A 15,170-nucleotide genomic window follows, 5' to 3' on the forward strand; every position below is an offset into this window, starting at 1 on the left:
AGATGAGCGACGTTGCTGCGCTGCCCCAACGCCAGGCAAACCGGTTCTCCGCGATCGTCATTCTGATCTTGCTCGAAGCGGCGCTGGTGGTCTCCTGGAGCGCCGGCTTCGTCGGCATCCGATTTGCCATCGACCATGCGCCGATCTTCCTGATCCTGCTCTGGCGCAGCCTCGTCTCCGGCCTGTTGCTGCTGCCCTTCGCGCTGACGATCGGGCCGAAAATCCGGCTGAAGAATGCGGCGCCGCAGATGCTCTTCGGCGCACTCGCCATGTCCGGCTATCTCGCCGGCTTTGCGCTCGCCATCTCCTACGGCGTGCCGACCGGCCTCGTGGCGCTGATCGCCGACATGCTGCCGCTGGCGGTCGCGATCCTCTCCTGGCCCATTCTCGGCCAGGCGCTCAACGCCCGCCAATGGCTCGGCTCCCTCATCGGCCTGACCGGCGTGCTCATCGCCTCCGGCTGGTCGCTCGATCTCGGCAAAGTTCCGCTCTGGGCCTATGGCCTGCCTGTTCTCGGCACCCTGTCGCTGGCGCTGGCCACACTTCTGCAGAAACGCAGCCCGGCAGGCGCCATGCCGGTGCACCAGAGCCTTTGCATCCAGTGCCTGTCGGCTGCCGCGATCTTTGCCCTTTTCGCCTGGCACGAAGGCGGCGTGCTGCCTGTTCTCGATCCGGGTTTCGTCGGCGGCATCCTCTGGCTGGTCTTCATCGCCACCTTCGGCGCCTGGAGCCTCTATTACCTGGCGCTCAAGAAGTCCTCGCCCGCCCGCGTCACCGCGATCCTCTATCTGAGCCCACCCGTGACGATGATCTGGGCCTTCGTCATGTTCGCCGAGCCTCTCTCCTGGGCCATGGCCGCCGGGCTCACCGTCTCGCTTCTCGGCATCATCATCGTCGCACGGGCACAACGGCCGGTTCTCGGCTGACAGGACGGCTTGCATCTTGCGGTGGTCCTTGCGAAAGCTCTCCACCAAACAATCAGGGCAGCGGTCACGTCCATGAGCTTTTCCGAAGTCAAACCACGTCACGTGCTCTGCCTGCTCGGCGGAGAGCGGCCCTTCTCCGAGCTGTGCGGCATGATCCAGTCGGCGATCGACAGTTTCGCCCGCGGCTTCGAGATCGACTATACGTTTTCCGAGGACGCGCCGGATGACCGCATGCCGATGTCCTTCGAGGTCTGCTGGGATCGCGTGCAGAAGGGTGCGTGGACTAAAGACGACGAAGAGGCTGTCGGCGACCATCGCTCTGTCATCTATGTGCTCGGCCCGCCGATGACGGCGGAGGATACGGTCAAGACTTCGGCCGTGGCGCTTCGGCTGGTCGTTCATACGCTCGAAAACGGCATCGTGGCCGCCAAGGGCGAGAGCGCCGGCGTCGCGCACGGTGTTGCCAGATGGCAGCAGCTTGCCCGCGACGCGGAAGGCTGGACGGGTGCCGCCCTCGCCCGCCCCTGCCGCCTCGCCTTCGGCAAGCGGCCGGTCGGCACCGCCGAATACCTCTACAGCATCGGCTTCCATCTGGTCGGCATCCCCGACGTCTACGCGCCAAGAAACCTGTCCGACGACGAACTGGCGCTGAGCGCGATCATCGACAGCGTTGCCGAGGAGGTTTTCGCCGAGGGTGTCGAAAAGGTCGTGGCGCGCCGTGGCGCCAAACTGCTGCCCGTGGATGCCTATGACGAGGACGAGTTCAAATACAACCCCTATGGCGCCATCCATCTGGCGCCTTAGGCCTAGCCTGGGGTCAGCATGGTCCCCATCGCTGCCCTGTCTGCTTGCCACGAGAGACCCCCACCCACCCTCATCTCGGTGCTCGTCACAGAGATCCAGCAGCCGTGCGTCGGCACGGCGCGAGATGTGACCCCGGCGCTGACTCCCACATTTGTGGAGAAGCCCCTAGCGCCGCGGACGCGGCGCTACTGGATTCCTGTGACAAGCACAGGAATGAGGGAGGTGTTGTTGGCGTCAGTTGCGTCCAAAGTTTCTCTGGCTGTTTGGAGTGAGGGAGCCCCACCCACCCTCATCTCTGTGCTCGTCACAGAGATCCAGCAGCCGTGCGTCGGCGCGGCGTAATAGGCGGTCCCGGCGCGATGCCTTCTAGCTTTGTGGGAAGAAGTCCCTCGCGTCGCGGACGCGGCGCGGCTGGATTCCTGTGACAAGCACAGGAATGAGGACTGGAGAAACGCCTTGCCACACCGTCAGGCCCGCTGCCCGTCACACCCCCCTTGCATCACGCTTCGATTCGTAATAATTGAAGTTACATGAAAAAAGACAGCCGCCTTTCCTCCGTTCTGCACGCGCTTCTCCACATGGCCGAGCGCGGCGAACCTTTGACCTCGGACGAGCTTGCGCTCTGCATGCGCACCAATCCGGTGGTCGTCCGCCGCACCATGGGCTTCCTGCGTGACGCCGGCATCGTTTCCTCCGCCCGCGGCCATGCGGGCGGCTGGGCGATCACCGCCGATCTCAAGACCGTGACGCTCCGGCAACTGCATGAGACGCTCGGCGAACCCGCGATCTTTGCCATCGGCAACCGGCAGGAAATGCCGGAATGTCTCGTCGAGCAGGCGGTCAATGCCGCCCTCGACACTGCCTTTGCCGAGGCCGAGGCACTGCTGCTCGAGCGCTTCGCGCATGTGACACTCGCCGATCTCGCCGAGGATTTCGCAAGGCGGCACCGGCTTCGATCGCAATGACAGCAGCCGATCGATCCACGTTATGACGTGATCGATCCCGATACATCCGGCATTCCCGGAACCGCATTTAGCGGCTCCCGGAACCGCTTAAAACGCGGTTTTCCGGCCGGAATTCTATTGCCCAAAGGCTCGGGTCGAGGCGCTGGTTCCGTGAACCGGTGGGCTGGTCCGCGCGCAACCGAAAGGACTTGAACGATGCAACAGGACGTCATCATCATAGGCGGCAGCTATGCCGGCATGGCCGCCGCCCTCCAGCTTCTGCGCGCCCGCCGGCGCGTGGCTATCATCGACGAGGGCATTCGCCGCAACCGGTTTGCCAGCCACTCCCATGGCTTCCTCGGCCAGGACGGCATCGCGCCCGGCGAGATCGCCGCAACCGCGCGGGCGCAGCTCTCCGCCTATCCGACGCTCACCTGGATCGAGGGCCGCGCCGTGACCGCCAGCGGCAAGCAGGACGCCTTCGTCGTCACCACCGCCGACGGTGCGTCCTTCGAGGGCCGACGCCTGCTCTTTGCAACCGGCGTCAAGGACGGCCTGCCTGACATCGAGGGGCTGGCCGAGCGCTGGGGCAGAAGCGCCTTCCATTGCCCCTATTGCCACGGCTACGAGCTCAACGAGGGCGAGATCGCGGTCATCGCGGCAAGCCCGATGTCGATCCACCAGGCGCAGCTCATTCCCGAATGGGGCAAGGTGACCTTCTTCACCAATGGCGCCATCGCGCTCGACAAGGAGGGCCGCGCCGACCTCGTCAAACGCGGTGTCACCATCGACGAAACCCCGATCGTCAGGCTCGAAGGCCTCGCGGAAGTGGTGCTGACAGACGGCCGCCGCCTGCCCTTCTCCGGCCTCTTCGTCGCCACCCGCACGACGCCCGCCAGCGACATCGCCGAACGCTTCGGCTGCGAGATCGAGGAAACACCGATGGGGCTGCAAATCCGGGCCACGGCCGCCAAGGAAACGACCATTCCCGGCGCCTATGCCTGCGGCGACGTCGGCCGCGTTCCCCACTCCGTCTCGCTCGCCGTCGGCGACGGCGCCTGGGCCGGGGCGCAACTGCACCGCTCGCTGGTTTTCGGATAGAGAGCAGCCACCGCAGGGCCTGCGGTGGAAGCCGAACGGACGCATCCGCCCTGCGTCGTTCGGCTTCCAGCCTTGTCAAATCGACTGCCCCTGTGCTTCGTTCGGTCCGAACGTAAGTTGGAGTGATCGATGGCAATAGCCCTCACCTGCTTCCAGGGTCGCGCCGGCGACCACAATGACCTGGCCATTCCGGGCGCCCGATCGATCGCCTCCCATCTCGCTCGAAGGCTCGGTCTTGAAACCGTCGTGATCGGAGAGCCGGAACCGGCGCTGAACGGCCATTGGACGGTCGAGCTCGAAGCCGCGATGCCGGCACTCCGGCGCATGCAGGATCGCTTCGACGCGGTTTACGCCGAAGGATCGTTCTCGCTGGCGGCGACGAGCCGTTGCGCGGTGTCGCTAGCAACCCTGCCTGCCGTCGCCAGGCACCATGACGATGCCGTCGTCGTCTGGTTCGACGCGCATGGCGATCTGAACACACCTGATACCAGCAGCACCGGCTATCTCGGCGGGCTGGCGCTTTCGGGGCCGTGCGGCCTCTGGAAATCCGGCCTTGGGCACGGTGTCTCCGTTCGCAATGTCGTCCTGGTCGGGCAGCGCGACCTCGATCTGTTCGAAGTTAGCCTCATCGCTGTGGGGCACATCCCGCATATCCGCCCCGGCGCCGACCTTGCGCAGAAGCTTGCCGAGGCCGTCGCCGGCAGGCCTGTCTATATCCATCTCGACTGCGACGTGCTGAACCCTGGCATCGTCCCGACCGATTATCAGCATGACGACGGGCTGTCGCTCGACGACTTGCGCGCGGCCTGCGAAGTCCTTGCCAAGAGCAAAGTCGTCGGCTTGGAGATCGCAGAGTTTCAGAACGCCTGGTCGGAGGGCGGCGAACCGGTGACGCCTGAACCGTTGATCGAGGCACTGGAACCGCTTCTGCAAAAGCTGCGCCGCTGACCTCGCCCTCGGCAGGCTGCCAACGCTCCTCATTGCGGACAGCCGGTTTGGGCGTAGCATGATCCTCCTGCTTGCGTTCGGTATCGGCTGCAATGACGCTCAGATCGGTCCTTCTTGCCTGCGCCTGTCTGCTCGGCGGAAGCGCCTCCGCCAAGCCGCTATCGGTCGATCTCGAACTGGTGCTCGCCGTCGACGTCTCCTACTCCATGGACCTCGACGAGCAGCGGCTGCAGCGGCAGGGTTATGTCGCCGCCTTTCTCGAGCCCGAGCTAATCGAGGCCATCGAGAACGGCCCGCTCGGCCGCATCGCCGTCACCTATGTCGAGTGGGGCGGCTCGGCGGTGCAGGTCACCCCCTGGACGCTGATCGACGGTCGCGGCACGGCGGCGCAATATTCCGAGCTCCTGCGTCGGCAACCGATCCGGCGGATCGCCTTCACCTCGATCTCCAACACCCTTGCGTTCACGCGACGGCTGTTCGATTTCAGCCCCTTCGAGGGCAGCCGCCGCGTCATCGATATCTCCGGCGACGGCCCCAACAATTCCGGCGTCCCGGCGCCGGTCGCCCGCAATTCCACCGTCGCCCGCGGCATCGTCATCGATGGCCTGCCGATCATGCTGAAAACACACGCAGCCTCGGACTCAGCCTCCATCCCCGACCTCGACGCCTATTACCGCGAATGCGTGATCGGCGGCGACGGTGCGTTTCTGGTGAAGGTGTCCGATAGCGGCGAGTTCGCCAGCGCCATCCTGCGCAAGCTGATCACCGAGATCTCCGGCCTGGAGGTAAGTCGCATGGAGCCGGCCACCGTGCGGCCGGTTCAGGCCGGCAGCGGCTACAATTGCTTCATCGGCGAGGAGATGCAGGAGCGGATGATCGGACGGTAGACACAATCTTGCTGCCCTGTTGCCGTGGAGCGTCCTTCTGCCCTCAAGTGATGCGGCTTGGAGGCAGGATGCTCTAGTCCGCCACATCCCCACCCGTCATCCTCGGGCTCGACCCGAGGATCCATGCGCGCAACGTAAAACACTCAGGCCACAGTTCTGGATGCTCGGGTCAAGCCCGAGCATGACGGAGGGCCAGGTGCGCCAGCTAAGGCACGCGGCGCTATGCGCCATCAGCGCGGTTGCAGGCGCGCCGCTTCAGTCAACGACCGGGATCTCCATCCACAGCCAACAACAGGCAACGTGTTGACTCTGAAATTGCAGGAGCATGAAACGGCTCTCCGACCGAACACTCCGATTTCAGACTGACAAGCAGACACGAAAGCAGACTATGCCTCACTACCTGACCGAACTTTACAGCGCCAAGCCGGCGTGGCTTGCCCTTTCAAGGCAGGGACGCCAGCAGTTCTTCACCGCGATCGGCTCCGCCATGCCGGCGCTGACGGCGCTCGGCGTGGAGCTGATCACCTTCGGCAAGGTCGACCAGTCCAAGCTGCACGCGGCCTCGCAGACCTTCTTCGCGGTGTGGCGCTGTCCGGATGCGACGGCGCTGGAAGCGCTCGTTTCGGGTATCGCGCAATCCGGCTGGCATGAGTATTTCGACACGATCAACGCCGGCGGCAAAGGCATCGATTTTGCCGGCCACCTTACGCAGCTCGGCGAAGCCGCATAGGTCCTGCCTGTGTCCCGCTTCCTTAACTCGCGATCGGCTTGAGAGGGCTGTAGAAAACGATCTCCGGGTCGTTCTCGTCCAGATTGTCGATATAGCCACTCGGCCGAAAACCGGCCCTGATCAGCAGATCCTGCATGACGCGGTTGGACATGTTGGTCGAGGTAAAGAGTTTTGAGCCGGCGCACATCGCCTGGAAATGCCCGATCAACGCCGCGCCGAGACCACGCCGGCGATGGGAGGCTCCGACCATCAGCATCTCGATGAAGGCGTGACCAAAGAAGTGGCGGGTCAGCACGCCATAGGCCGCAACCTCGCCATCGATCTGGACCAGATGGCAGCAGCCATTTTCCAGCCAGCCGGCGATATCAGCGCATCGTGTTGGGTCGCCCGCCGCAACGGTGTCGATCGCACAGAGCGCCGGATGGTCATCCTTGACCGCAGGTCGAATTCGCATGGCCCGGTTCCGCAATTTTCGCGGGAACCTACGGCGATTGAGCGATCCACGCAATGACGATGGAATGCGGGCCCCAAAAGGGCGCCATCCCCGCCGCCAGCGGTCGCCGGCGGCGGGGATGGCGCCTTAGCGCGGCGACAGTTGTACGTAACGGTTACGAAGTGGGACGCTTGGCGCGCGCAGTTGCGCGCCTCGCGGCGGCAAATATTCGGTGGATGAAGCACGCCCGATCATCGGATTGCCATCCGCCACCGCTTCCGCGTAACAAGCGGTTGCCATTAGTATCTCGCCGCGAAACTGCCGGCGCTCGCAACAAGGGCGCGACAGAAAAGGGACGCATGAAATCGACCAAGAAGGACAGCGGGCAAAAGACCGGCAAGGCCGGAACGCTCTTGCAACAACTTGCAAGATCGCCCGAGAAGCTGTTTTCAGGGTCGTTTCGCCAGCAAATCGCCGCACTTTGCTTCCGCCCAACGAAAAATGGCAGCGGCATCGAAATCCTGGTGGTCACTTCGCGTGAGAGCGGTCGCTGGGTCATTCCCAAGGGATGGCCGATGAAGCGCAAGAAGCCATACGAGGCGGCGGAAATCGAGGCCTGGCAAGAAGCCGGCGTGCGCGGCAAGGTCAGGAAAAAGCCGGTCGGCAGCTACACCTACCTGAAATCGCTCGATGACGGCGACGTCGTGCCCTGCGTGGTCGATATCTTTCAGATCGAAGTCGATGAAGTGGCGGATGATTTCAAGGAACGCGGCGAGCGCGTTCTTGCCTGGGTCAGTCCCGACGAAGCAGCGCGCCGTGTGCGCGAAATCGAACTGAAGTCACTGCTGGTCGAATTCGTGCCGCGCTGAACGATGGCTTCCTGCGGCCACGCCCAAACCGCAAACACTCGCCCCCACATTGACGACAGATTGCCGCAATCGGCGGTTCGGCCGTTGGCGCCGGCGCCAACAGCGCCTATATGAGGCCGGCAAAGCCGAGGGCCGAAGCCGGGGTAATAAGATGAACGATGAACTGCAGGGCCGCGCCGTCCATGTCGCGGCGATCCGCGAACGGGCGGAAACCGAGATGAAGGCGATCGGCGTCGACGAGACTTTCATCGGTCATCTGGTCGATACGTTCTACGCGCGCGTGCTCGCCCATCCGGAGCTTGGGCCCGTCTTCGACGCCAGGCTTTCGGGCCGCTGGCCGGAGCATATGGAAAAGATGAAGAGCTTCTGGTCGGCCGTCGCCTTCCGCAACGGCGCCTATGGCGGCAAGCCGGTGCAGGCCCATGTCGGCGTCGCCAACATGACGCCGGATCTCTTCCCGAAATGGCTGGAACTTTTCTCCACCACCCTCGATGACATCGCGCCCAACCATGAAGCCAAGGCCTGGTTCATGGCAACGGCCGAGCGCATTGCCCGCAGCCTGACGCTCTCACTGTTCTACAATCCCACCCTCGACGACCCCGCGCTGAAGCGCGGGTGACGACCGGGCCTTGCCCTGCCGTCAGAGCAAACGGCCCGCGATCAGGATTTCCTCGGCCTCGTCAAAGGACATTGCGAAAACCCTTTTGCCCAGCTCGAAGCTGAAACCGGCCCGGGCAAAGGCGGAAAGCTCCTTCGTCGTGCGCTTCTCGTCGAGATCGATCTTGCGGAACGGGCCGAAGGCGCGCTTTCGCGCCAGAACGACGGCGGCATAAAGGTCGTCGGCCTCCGCAACGGCCGCGGCAACATCGGTTTTCGCGATGCCCTTCTGCGACAGTTTCTGCGCGATCGCCCGCTTCGACTTGCCGCCGCGCATGCCCGAGCGAGTCTTGATCTCGGCATAGGCCTGATCGTCGAGCGCGCCATTGTCATAGGCGAAGGTCACGGCGGCAGCGGCCAGAAGTTCCACCTGGGTGGTGCCGATATCCTCGAACTTCTCCCGCGCCTTGCGCGCGATCGCATCGAAAAGCTGCTTCTCCGTCAGCATCTGGCGGTGAAGCCGATAGGCCGCGGAATTGCGCGCCCAGGCATACATGCGTGGCGTCGGCTGATCCGATTGCTCTGTCTCGTCGTTGAGGTCCAAGCCTGCCCTACCCTGGTAGTGACCACAGTCAGCAACAGCCGATCGCAATCCGACGGATCGGATCAGTGCCGCATTGAAATGCGAAATGACCTGACTCTCCCGGACAAGGCAATTGCGCCGCCAACCCGGCTCACAGTTTTCGCGGGCGTTGTTCCGTTGGAATGGTGGCGAGCGCACCGAAAGGCGGGCGCGGGCATGAGGGGCGCGGCGACGGAAGGGCCGCGCGGATCTTTCGAACCGGTGGCCCTCCGTTCTCGCGGTCGCTAGTCGAACTTCTCGGTGCTGTCCGCCTTACCCTTCACCCAGTAGCCGGAGGCCTTGAGCCAGGTGAGCGGCAGGCCACGCTCCTCGACGAAGTGGGTGCGGATCGCCCGTGTCACCGCGGCCTCGGCTGCGATCCAGACGAAGGTGCCGGGCTCGAGCTTCAGCGAACGCACGACCGAGAGCAACGCCGAAGGGTCGCTCGCCCTATCGAGCGGGCGATAGGCCCAATGGGTCGTGAGCGCCGCTTCGGTGCGGAAGACCTGCCGTTCGTCCGGCCCGGTGACAGCGGCGATGCTGGTGATCTCGTGGCCATCAGGCGTCTCTTCGATCCGCCGCCCGATGGCCGGAAGCGCCGTTTCGTCGCCGATCAGCAGCCAGCGCCGGAAATCTCCAGAGACGACCGCCGAACCGCGCGGGCCGCCGATTTCGAGGTGATCGCCGACCGCAGCGTTCATCGCCCAGGCGGTCACGGGTCCTGCCTCATGCAGCGCGAAATCGAGCGCCAGGATGCGTGCGTCGTTGTCGTAGCGCCGGGGCGTATAGTCCCGGTGCTCCACGGTGCCATCGGCGCCGGGCACGAAGATCTTGATGTGGTCGTCCGCCCCGAGGCTGACGAAGTCCGCGAGATCTTCACCGGAAAGCGTGATCCTCAGCATGCCGGGCGTAATACGCTCGATGCCGGAGACGACGAGAGACCGCCGCCTGAGCTCATGGCGAACACGCTCGATGCGCGGCGCAGCAAGGTTGGAATAGTTGAGAGGATTGTCCATTTGCATCCCTTAGGGGGCTCGAAAACCTCGATCCGCAGGACACAGTCGCGCAGATCGAAGCCGCTTCAAGCCGTTCGATCATACGCGTTGAGTGACGTTAACGCTTACGTGGCCGGGATACGCCCGGTCATGTCACGCCTTCTGTCTACCGGAAGGGCCTGCACCGATCAATGCGTCATCCTGATCACATCTTCGTGGTGGCGCCAGCCAAAAGAAAAACGCGCCCGCCGTAGCGGACGCGTTCTTTTTCTGAACCGGAAGCTTGGCGTCTCAGGCAGCCAGCGCCGCCGCTTCGCCGCGGACGAGATCGCCGAGGCGCCGAATGCCCTCGTCGATCATCTGGTCGTTGGCGCAGGAGAAGGAGACGCGCAGCGTATTTTCGCCCGAGCCGTCGGCAAAGAAGGCGCGGCCGGGCACGAAGGCGACCTTCACCGTCTCGATCGATTTCGCCAGCAGTGCCGCACCATCCATGCCCTTCGGCAGCGTCACCCAGACGAACATGCCGCCTTCCGGCTTCGTCCAGGAAACACCCTCGGGCATGTACTTTTCGAGCGCCGCCAGCATGGCGTTGCGGCGCTGCTTGTAGACCCGGTGGATCTTGGCCACCTGCTGGTCGAAGCCGCGCTCGGCAACCGTGCAGATCGCCATCTGGTTGATCGTCGAGGAATGGAGATCGGCCGCCTGCTTCAGAAGCACCAGTTTGCGGATCACCTTTTCCGAGGCGCAGACCCAGCCGACGCGAAGGCCCGGGGCCAGCGTCTTCGAGAACGAGCCGCAATAGATCGTGCGGGTGTTGTTGATGTCGCCCTTGCGCGCGATTTCGAGCGCCAGGATCGGCGGCACCGGCTCGCCGTCGTAGCGCAGCGACTGGTAGGCCGCGTCTTCGATGACGGCGATGTCGAGGTCTTCGGCAAGCGCCAGCACGCGCTCGCGGCCGGCCCGGTCGACGGTCTCGCCGGTCGGGTTGGCGAAATCGGCCGACAGATAGGCGAACTTGACGCGGCCGCCCGCTTCGCCTGCCGCCTGGCGGTAGGCTTCCGGCGTGCGGTTGCCGTTCGGGTTCAGCTGGTCGTAGGTCGGCTCATAGGCGTTGAAGGCCTGCAGCGCACCGAGATAGGTCGGCCAGGTGACGAGTGCGGTATCGTTCGGCGACAGGAACAGCTTGCCGAGATAATCGAGGCCTTGCTGCGAACCCGAAGTGATGAAGATGTTGTCGGCGCCTGCGGGAATGCCGATTTTTTCCATCTGCTTGGCGAGCCATTCGCGCAGTGGCTTGTAGCCTTCGCTGACCGAATACTGCAGCGCCGCGCCAACGGCCGGGCCTGCGAAGATCTCCGCATAGGCGTCCTTGAATTCCGCATCCGGAAACAGCGCGGGGTCGGGAATGCCGCCGGCAAACGAGATGATGTCAGGACGATCGAGCAGCTTCAAAAGTTCGCGGATTTCCGAGGCGCGCATCCGGCTCGAGCGCGTCGCGAAGATGTGTTCCCAATCCAGCATGGGGTGTTTCCTCAGAGATTATTGGTGCGGAAAGCGGTTCTCCGCTTTCTCCCGCGTCGTTGTAGAGCGCCGTGCTTTCAGGTGAACGCACAAAGGACGCTCGGGCATTTTCGTTCTAGAGCATCTTTCCACTTCAAGCGATCCCACTTGAGAGCGCGACGCTCTGGACGGCGAAGCGACAGGACCACGATGGCTAATTTATGTCAATATTATTGACCTAAATCCGTGCGTTTTTCGGGCTTTTTGGGCTCTTCGCACGTTGCGTCCGGGGCCTGACGTTACGTCAGTCCAAGCCGAATGCCACGCGGCCCCGGGCAAAGCAAGCCACTGCGTAACTGTTACGCTCTTGCCGCCTGCCTCTGCCGGGCGCACAGTCATGCGTCCACCGATTGTGTTTCATGGCAGCGCCGTCTGTCCGGACGGACGTCAACGGCCGCTGCAGCGCTTTCACGTGCCGCATGATTTGCCCTCGGCTCGATCCGATCGCAGGCCCGATCGCAGCAATGACGCGGCACAAAGGTCCCGATCCACTGGCGATATGGAGCGACATGCCATGAGCAAGCATCCAATATCCGATCAACCCGAACAGAACGGACAGCCTCAGAACGAACCGCTTTTGAGTGTCAGCCGCCGCGACCTGCTGCTTGGTGGCAGTGCATTGGCCGCAGCGGCGCTGACCGTCTCCGCCCCCGCGGCGCACGCGCAGCAATCAGCAGCGCCTGCCGCCGGCGGCGGCAAGCCGAACATCCTGATGATCATGGGCGACGATATCGGCTGGCTCAATCCGAGCATCTATCACCGCGGCATGATGGGCTATCGCACGCCCAACATCGACCGCATCGGCAATGAGGGTGCTCTCTTCACCGATTGGTATGGCGAGCAGAGCTGCACCGCCGGGCGCGCCGCCTTCATCACCGGCCAGTCGCCGATCCGCACCGGCCTGACGAAAGTCGGCCTGCCCGGCGCCGATCTCGGCCTGCAGCCGGAAGACCCGACCGTTGCCGAACTGCTCAAGGCGCAGGGCTATGCCACCGGCCAGTTCGGCAAGAACCACCTGGGCGACAAGGACGAGTTCCTGCCGACCGCCCACGGCTTCGACGAGTTCTTCGGCAACCTTTACCACCTCAATGCCGAGGAGGAGCCGGAAAATCCCGATTATCCGAAGAGCCCGGAATTTGCCAAGCGCTTCGGCCCGCGCGGCGTCATCCACTCCTATGCCGATGGCCGGATCGAGGATACCGGCGCGCTGACGAAGAAGCGCATGGAAACGGTCGACAGCGAGTTCCTGGCGGCCGCCCTCGATTTCATCGACCGCCAGCACAATGCCCAGAAGCCGTGGTTCTGCTATTTCAACTCGACCCGCATGCATATCTTCACGCACCTGAAGGCAGAGTCTCAAGGCAAGACCGGCAAGGGTCTCTACCCCGACGGTATGGTGGAGCATGACGGCCATGTCGGCGAGCTGCTCAAGAAGCTCGAGGATCTTGGCGTTCTCGAAAACACCATCGTCATCTACACGACCGACAACGGCGCCGAAGTGATGAGCTGGCCGGATGGCGGTACGACACCGTTCCGCGGCGAGAAGGCCACCAACTGGGAAGGGGGATATCGCGTTCCGATGCTGATCCGCTGGCCGGGCGTCATCAAGCCGAACACGGTCTATAATGACATGTTCTCGCATTACGACCTGATCCCGACCTTCTGCGCCGCCGCGGGCGAGCCGGATATCGTGGCGAAGTGCCTCACCGGCTATGAGGCCGGCAGCAAGACGTTCAAGGTCCACCTCGACGGCTTCAACCTGATGCCCTTCTTCCGCGGCGAAGTGATGGATTCGCCCCGGCGCGAATTCCTCTACTGGAACGATGACGGCGAACTGGTGGCGATCCGGGTGCAGGACTGGAAGGTCAACTTCAAGATCCAGGAACACACCGGCATCGGCGTCTGGCAGCGCGAATTCACCAGCCTTCGCGTCCCCTGGATCATCAACATCCGCGCCGACCCCTTCGAGCGCGGCCCGGAATCCTTCGAATACGACCGCTGGATGGCAGAGCGCGCCTTCATCCTCGTGCCCTCGCAGGCGCTGGTCGCCAAGTGGCTGGAAAGCTTCAGGGAGTTCCCGATCCGCCAGAAGCCGGCAAGCTTCAATCTCGACGAGGTGATGGACAAGCTCTCGACCGGCGGCAAACAATAGGCATGATGCCCCTCGCCGCTTCCATCTCGCAGGGCAGCCTCTGCGGGATGGCGGCGGCGGAAGAAGCCGCACCCGTTGCCGGAGAGTTCAAAGGAACGAAATTGCGGACAGAGGAGCTGAAGAGTAGAATTTCGCCCTTCATTCGACCGGAGGGACTAGGCCATGAGACTGTTTATCCTGTCGGCTGGCGCCACCCTGGCGCTGGCATCCGCAGCCTTTGCGGCACCCACGGCGCCCGCGACGCAACCCCTGAAGATCTCCAAGGAGTGCAGCCAGTTCACCGGCGACACGCCGAGCTTCTGCACCATCACGGAATCGAACCTTGAGGCGATCCCGGCGGGCACCAAGATCCTCTACTACGGACCGGTGATCACCAATCCGCTCTTCTCCAGCAGCAATGCGGTCATCGCCGTCGGAAACGGCGACTCGGCGCTCGGATACTGCATCGTCTACGAATCGGCCAGCCCGCCGCTTGGAACCTGTGCGTTTCATGCGGGCAGCGGCACGCTCGCCGGTTTCCAGGCGATCGTGAAGGTCACGGTCGACGACAAGCAGATCTGGCACTGGGACGGAGGCTACGTCCTCGGCGCCACCCAGGCCGCCAAGTGAGACGTTAAGAAGCCGGTCTCGCCGGCTGTTTGACATGAGTTCAGGGCGTGACACCTGATCAGGTGACATTGGCGGCGAGGCCGACGTTCGCCACGGACGTCAGTCGCGGATCGATCGGATCGGATGGCTTCAAGCCTTCCGAAGAGAAATTCCAGTGTTTGCAATAGTGATCGGCACCGACGAACCGGTCGTCGAGCGGCCTGCGCCGCGCAGGCCTTGACAGTGGCAGGCGACTACCATCCGCTACGCTCGCTCTCTCATGGACCGCAGCCAAGACGAACGCATGGCCGAACCCGACGACACCCTCGCCTTTTACCGCGACAACGCCGCCACCTATGCCGCACGCGACCGCAAGCCGCCGACGGCGCGGCTCGCCGCCTTCATGCGCGCGTTGCCGCCGGGCGCCGCCGTCCTCGACCTTGGTTGCGGCGGCGGGGACGACAGCCTCGTCATGCTCGAAGCCGCTCTCGACGTCACCGCCTGCGACGGCTCGGCGGAACTGGCCCGCGAGGCGGAAAAGCGCATCGGTCGCAAGGTCAAGGTGATGAAGTTTCAGGAGATCGACTGGCACGACCGCTTCCATGGGATCTGGGCCGAAGCGTCGCTCCTGCACGTGCCGCGCGCCGAGCTCGCCGACGTCCTCGAGCGCGTTCATCGGTCGCTGAGGCCGGGCGGTGTTCTCCACGCGAGCTTCAAGGCCGGCGAGGCGGAGGGGTACGACCGCCTGGGGCGCTACTACAACTATCCTTCGGCAGAATGGCTTCGCACTTGCCTCCAGCACAGCCGCTGGTCGAACATCGAGATCAGCGAGGCCGATGGCGGCGGCTACGACGGCGAGCCGACCCGCTGGCTGCATGTCGCGGCAATCCGATCGGCCTGACGCCCGCTCAGCGCCCGAGTCTCGCCAACCTGCGTGTCCCCAAGGCCTGTCGCATGAAAAGGTGTCACACGCCAGGCTTTAAGCTCTTGTTTTCATGAACGTCGTCGCCGCAA

General features: G+C 63.8%; 16 protein-coding genes. 12 read left to right on the plus strand and 4 right to left on the minus strand.

Annotated elements, in window-relative coordinates; all coding sequences use genetic code 11:
- The first annotated feature begins 2 nt into the window (after positions 1–2).
- The 7 genes from IB265_RS09895 to IB265_RS09925 all read left to right on the plus strand — a co-directional run bounded on the left by IB265_RS09895 (position 3) and on the right by IB265_RS09925 (position 6,340).
- The gene (locus tag IB265_RS09895) at positions 3–926 is read left to right on the plus strand and encodes a DMT family transporter (RefSeq protein WP_057253794.1); all 924 of its coding nucleotides are present in this window, start codon (positions 3–5) and stop codon (positions 924–926) included.
- Positions 927–998: 72 nt separating this feature from the next.
- A complete protein-coding gene (locus IB265_RS09900) occupies positions 999–1,730 on the plus strand; it encodes a hypothetical protein (RefSeq protein ID WP_192494767.1) in 732 nt (243 codons plus the stop codon).
- 530 nt (positions 1,731–2,260) lie between these two features.
- Positions 2,261–2,695, plus strand: a complete 435-nt coding sequence (locus IB265_RS09905) for an Rrf2 family transcriptional regulator (RefSeq protein ID WP_057253788.1) — start codon at positions 2,261–2,263, stop codon at positions 2,693–2,695.
- 195 nt (positions 2,696–2,890) lie between these two features.
- Positions 2,891–3,775 (plus strand): NAD(P)/FAD-dependent oxidoreductase, encoded by an 885-nt coding sequence (locus IB265_RS09910; RefSeq protein ID WP_057253786.1) that lies wholly within the window; start codon positions 2,891–2,893, stop codon positions 3,773–3,775.
- Positions 3,776–3,904: 129 nt separating this feature from the next.
- A complete protein-coding gene (locus IB265_RS09915) occupies positions 3,905–4,723 on the plus strand; it encodes an arginase family protein (protein WP_057253784.1) in 819 nt (272 codons plus the stop codon).
- A 92-nt stretch (positions 4,724–4,815) separates the two neighbouring features.
- A complete protein-coding gene (locus tag IB265_RS09920) occupies positions 4,816–5,610 on the plus strand; it encodes a DUF1194 domain-containing protein (RefSeq protein ID WP_057253782.1) in 795 nt (264 codons plus the stop codon).
- 388 nt (positions 5,611–5,998) lie between these two features.
- Positions 5,999–6,340, plus strand: coding sequence for a DUF6616 family protein (locus tag IB265_RS09925; protein WP_057253779.1), 342 nt, complete (start codon positions 5,999–6,001; stop codon positions 6,338–6,340).
- A 22-nt stretch (positions 6,341–6,362) separates the two neighbouring features.
- On the opposite strand, the gene IB265_RS09930 is transcribed toward IB265_RS09925, so the two are convergent.
- Entirely contained in the window at positions 6,363–6,794 is a 432-nt protein-coding gene (locus tag IB265_RS09930) for a GNAT family N-acetyltransferase (RefSeq protein ID WP_112994464.1), read from the minus strand.
- Between the two features lie 338 nt (positions 6,795–7,132).
- Here IB265_RS09930 and IB265_RS09935 point away from each other — a divergent pair, with 338 nt between their 5' ends.
- Complete coding sequence (locus IB265_RS09935) at positions 7,133–7,642, plus strand: NUDIX hydrolase (RefSeq protein WP_057253774.1); 510 nt, start codon at positions 7,133–7,135, stop codon at positions 7,640–7,642.
- 151 nt (positions 7,643–7,793) lie between these two features.
- Positions 7,794–8,261, plus strand: a complete 468-nt coding sequence (locus IB265_RS09940) for a group III truncated hemoglobin (RefSeq protein WP_057253772.1) — start codon at positions 7,794–7,796, stop codon at positions 8,259–8,261.
- Between the two features lie 21 nt (positions 8,262–8,282).
- On the opposite strand, the gene recX is transcribed toward IB265_RS09940, so the two are convergent.
- The 3 genes from recX to IB265_RS09955 form a co-directional block, all read right to left on the minus strand.
- Positions 8,283–8,843, minus strand: a complete 561-nt coding sequence (gene recX / locus IB265_RS09945) for a recombination regulator RecX (RefSeq protein ID WP_256436637.1) — start codon at positions 8,841–8,843, stop codon at positions 8,283–8,285.
- Between the two features lie 263 nt (positions 8,844–9,106).
- The gene (locus IB265_RS09950; RefSeq protein WP_057253769.1) at positions 9,107–9,877 is read right to left on the minus strand and encodes a siderophore-interacting protein; all 771 of its coding nucleotides are present in this window, start codon (positions 9,875–9,877) and stop codon (positions 9,107–9,109) included.
- Positions 9,878–10,147: 270 nt separating this feature from the next.
- Positions 10,148–11,377, minus strand: coding sequence for a PLP-dependent aminotransferase family protein (locus IB265_RS09955; RefSeq protein ID WP_057253767.1), 1,230 nt, complete (start codon positions 11,375–11,377; stop codon positions 10,148–10,150).
- 553 nt (positions 11,378–11,930) lie between these two features.
- Between IB265_RS09955 and IB265_RS09960 the strand changes: the two genes are divergently transcribed.
- The 3 genes from IB265_RS09960 (at position 11,931) to IB265_RS09970 (ending at position 15,057) form a co-directional block, all read left to right on the plus strand.
- On the plus strand, positions 11,931–13,568 hold the full coding sequence (locus IB265_RS09960) for an arylsulfatase (protein WP_082616045.1): 1,638 nt from the start codon (positions 11,931–11,933) through the stop codon (positions 13,566–13,568).
- A gap of 162 nt (positions 13,569–13,730) precedes the next feature.
- Complete coding sequence (locus IB265_RS09965) at positions 13,731–14,177, plus strand: hypothetical protein (RefSeq protein ID WP_057253765.1); 447 nt, start codon at positions 13,731–13,733, stop codon at positions 14,175–14,177.
- A 283-nt stretch (positions 14,178–14,460) separates the two neighbouring features.
- A complete protein-coding gene (locus IB265_RS09970) occupies positions 14,461–15,057 on the plus strand; it encodes a bifunctional 2-polyprenyl-6-hydroxyphenol methylase/3-demethylubiquinol 3-O-methyltransferase UbiG (protein ID WP_057254407.1) in 597 nt (198 codons plus the stop codon).
- Positions 15,058–15,170 lie beyond the last annotated feature (113 nt).

Origin of the sequence: Ensifer sp. ENS10, from assembly GCF_014852025.1 — a bacterium.
Lineage (GTDB): Bacteria > Pseudomonadota > Alphaproteobacteria > Rhizobiales > Rhizobiaceae > Ensifer.

Excerpts from the sequence above, each read along its gene's own strand:
- IB265_RS09950 (WP_057253769.1), bottom strand. The coding sequence starts at position 9,877 with ATGGACAATCCTCTCAACTATTCCAACCTTGCTGCGCCGCGCATCGAG.
- IB265_RS09910 (WP_057253786.1), top strand. The coding sequence starts at position 2,891 with ATGCAACAGGACGTCATCATCATAGGCGGCAGCTATGCCGGCATGGCC.
- IB265_RS09920 (WP_057253782.1), top strand. The coding sequence starts at position 4,816 with ATGACGCTCAGATCGGTCCTTCTTGCCTGCGCCTGTCTGCTCGGCGGA.
- IB265_RS09925 (WP_057253779.1), top strand. The coding sequence starts at position 5,999 with ATGCCTCACTACCTGACCGAACTTTACAGCGCCAAGCCGGCGTGGCTT.
- IB265_RS09915 (WP_057253784.1), top strand. The coding sequence starts at position 3,905 with ATGGCAATAGCCCTCACCTGCTTCCAGGGTCGCGCCGGCGACCACAAT.
- IB265_RS09970 (WP_057254407.1), top strand. The coding sequence starts at position 14,461 with ATGGCCGAACCCGACGACACCCTCGCCTTTTACCGCGACAACGCCGCC.
- IB265_RS09935 (WP_057253774.1), top strand. The coding sequence starts at position 7,133 with ATGAAATCGACCAAGAAGGACAGCGGGCAAAAGACCGGCAAGGCCGGA.
- IB265_RS09940 (WP_057253772.1), top strand. The coding sequence starts at position 7,794 with ATGAACGATGAACTGCAGGGCCGCGCCGTCCATGTCGCGGCGATCCGC.
- IB265_RS09955 (WP_057253767.1), bottom strand. The coding sequence starts at position 11,377 with ATGCTGGATTGGGAACACATCTTCGCGACGCGCTCGAGCCGGATGCGC.
- IB265_RS09900 (WP_192494767.1), top strand. The coding sequence starts at position 999 with ATGAGCTTTTCCGAAGTCAAACCACGTCACGTGCTCTGCCTGCTCGGC.
- IB265_RS09895 (WP_057253794.1), top strand. The coding sequence starts at position 3 with ATGAGCGACGTTGCTGCGCTGCCCCAACGCCAGGCAAACCGGTTCTCC.
- IB265_RS09905 (WP_057253788.1), top strand. The coding sequence starts at position 2,261 with ATGAAAAAAGACAGCCGCCTTTCCTCCGTTCTGCACGCGCTTCTCCAC.
- IB265_RS09960 (WP_082616045.1), top strand. The coding sequence starts at position 11,931 with ATGAGCAAGCATCCAATATCCGATCAACCCGAACAGAACGGACAGCCT.
- IB265_RS09965 (WP_057253765.1), top strand. The coding sequence starts at position 13,731 with ATGAGACTGTTTATCCTGTCGGCTGGCGCCACCCTGGCGCTGGCATCC.
- IB265_RS09930 (WP_112994464.1), bottom strand. The coding sequence starts at position 6,794 with ATGCGAATTCGACCTGCGGTCAAGGATGACCATCCGGCGCTCTGTGCG.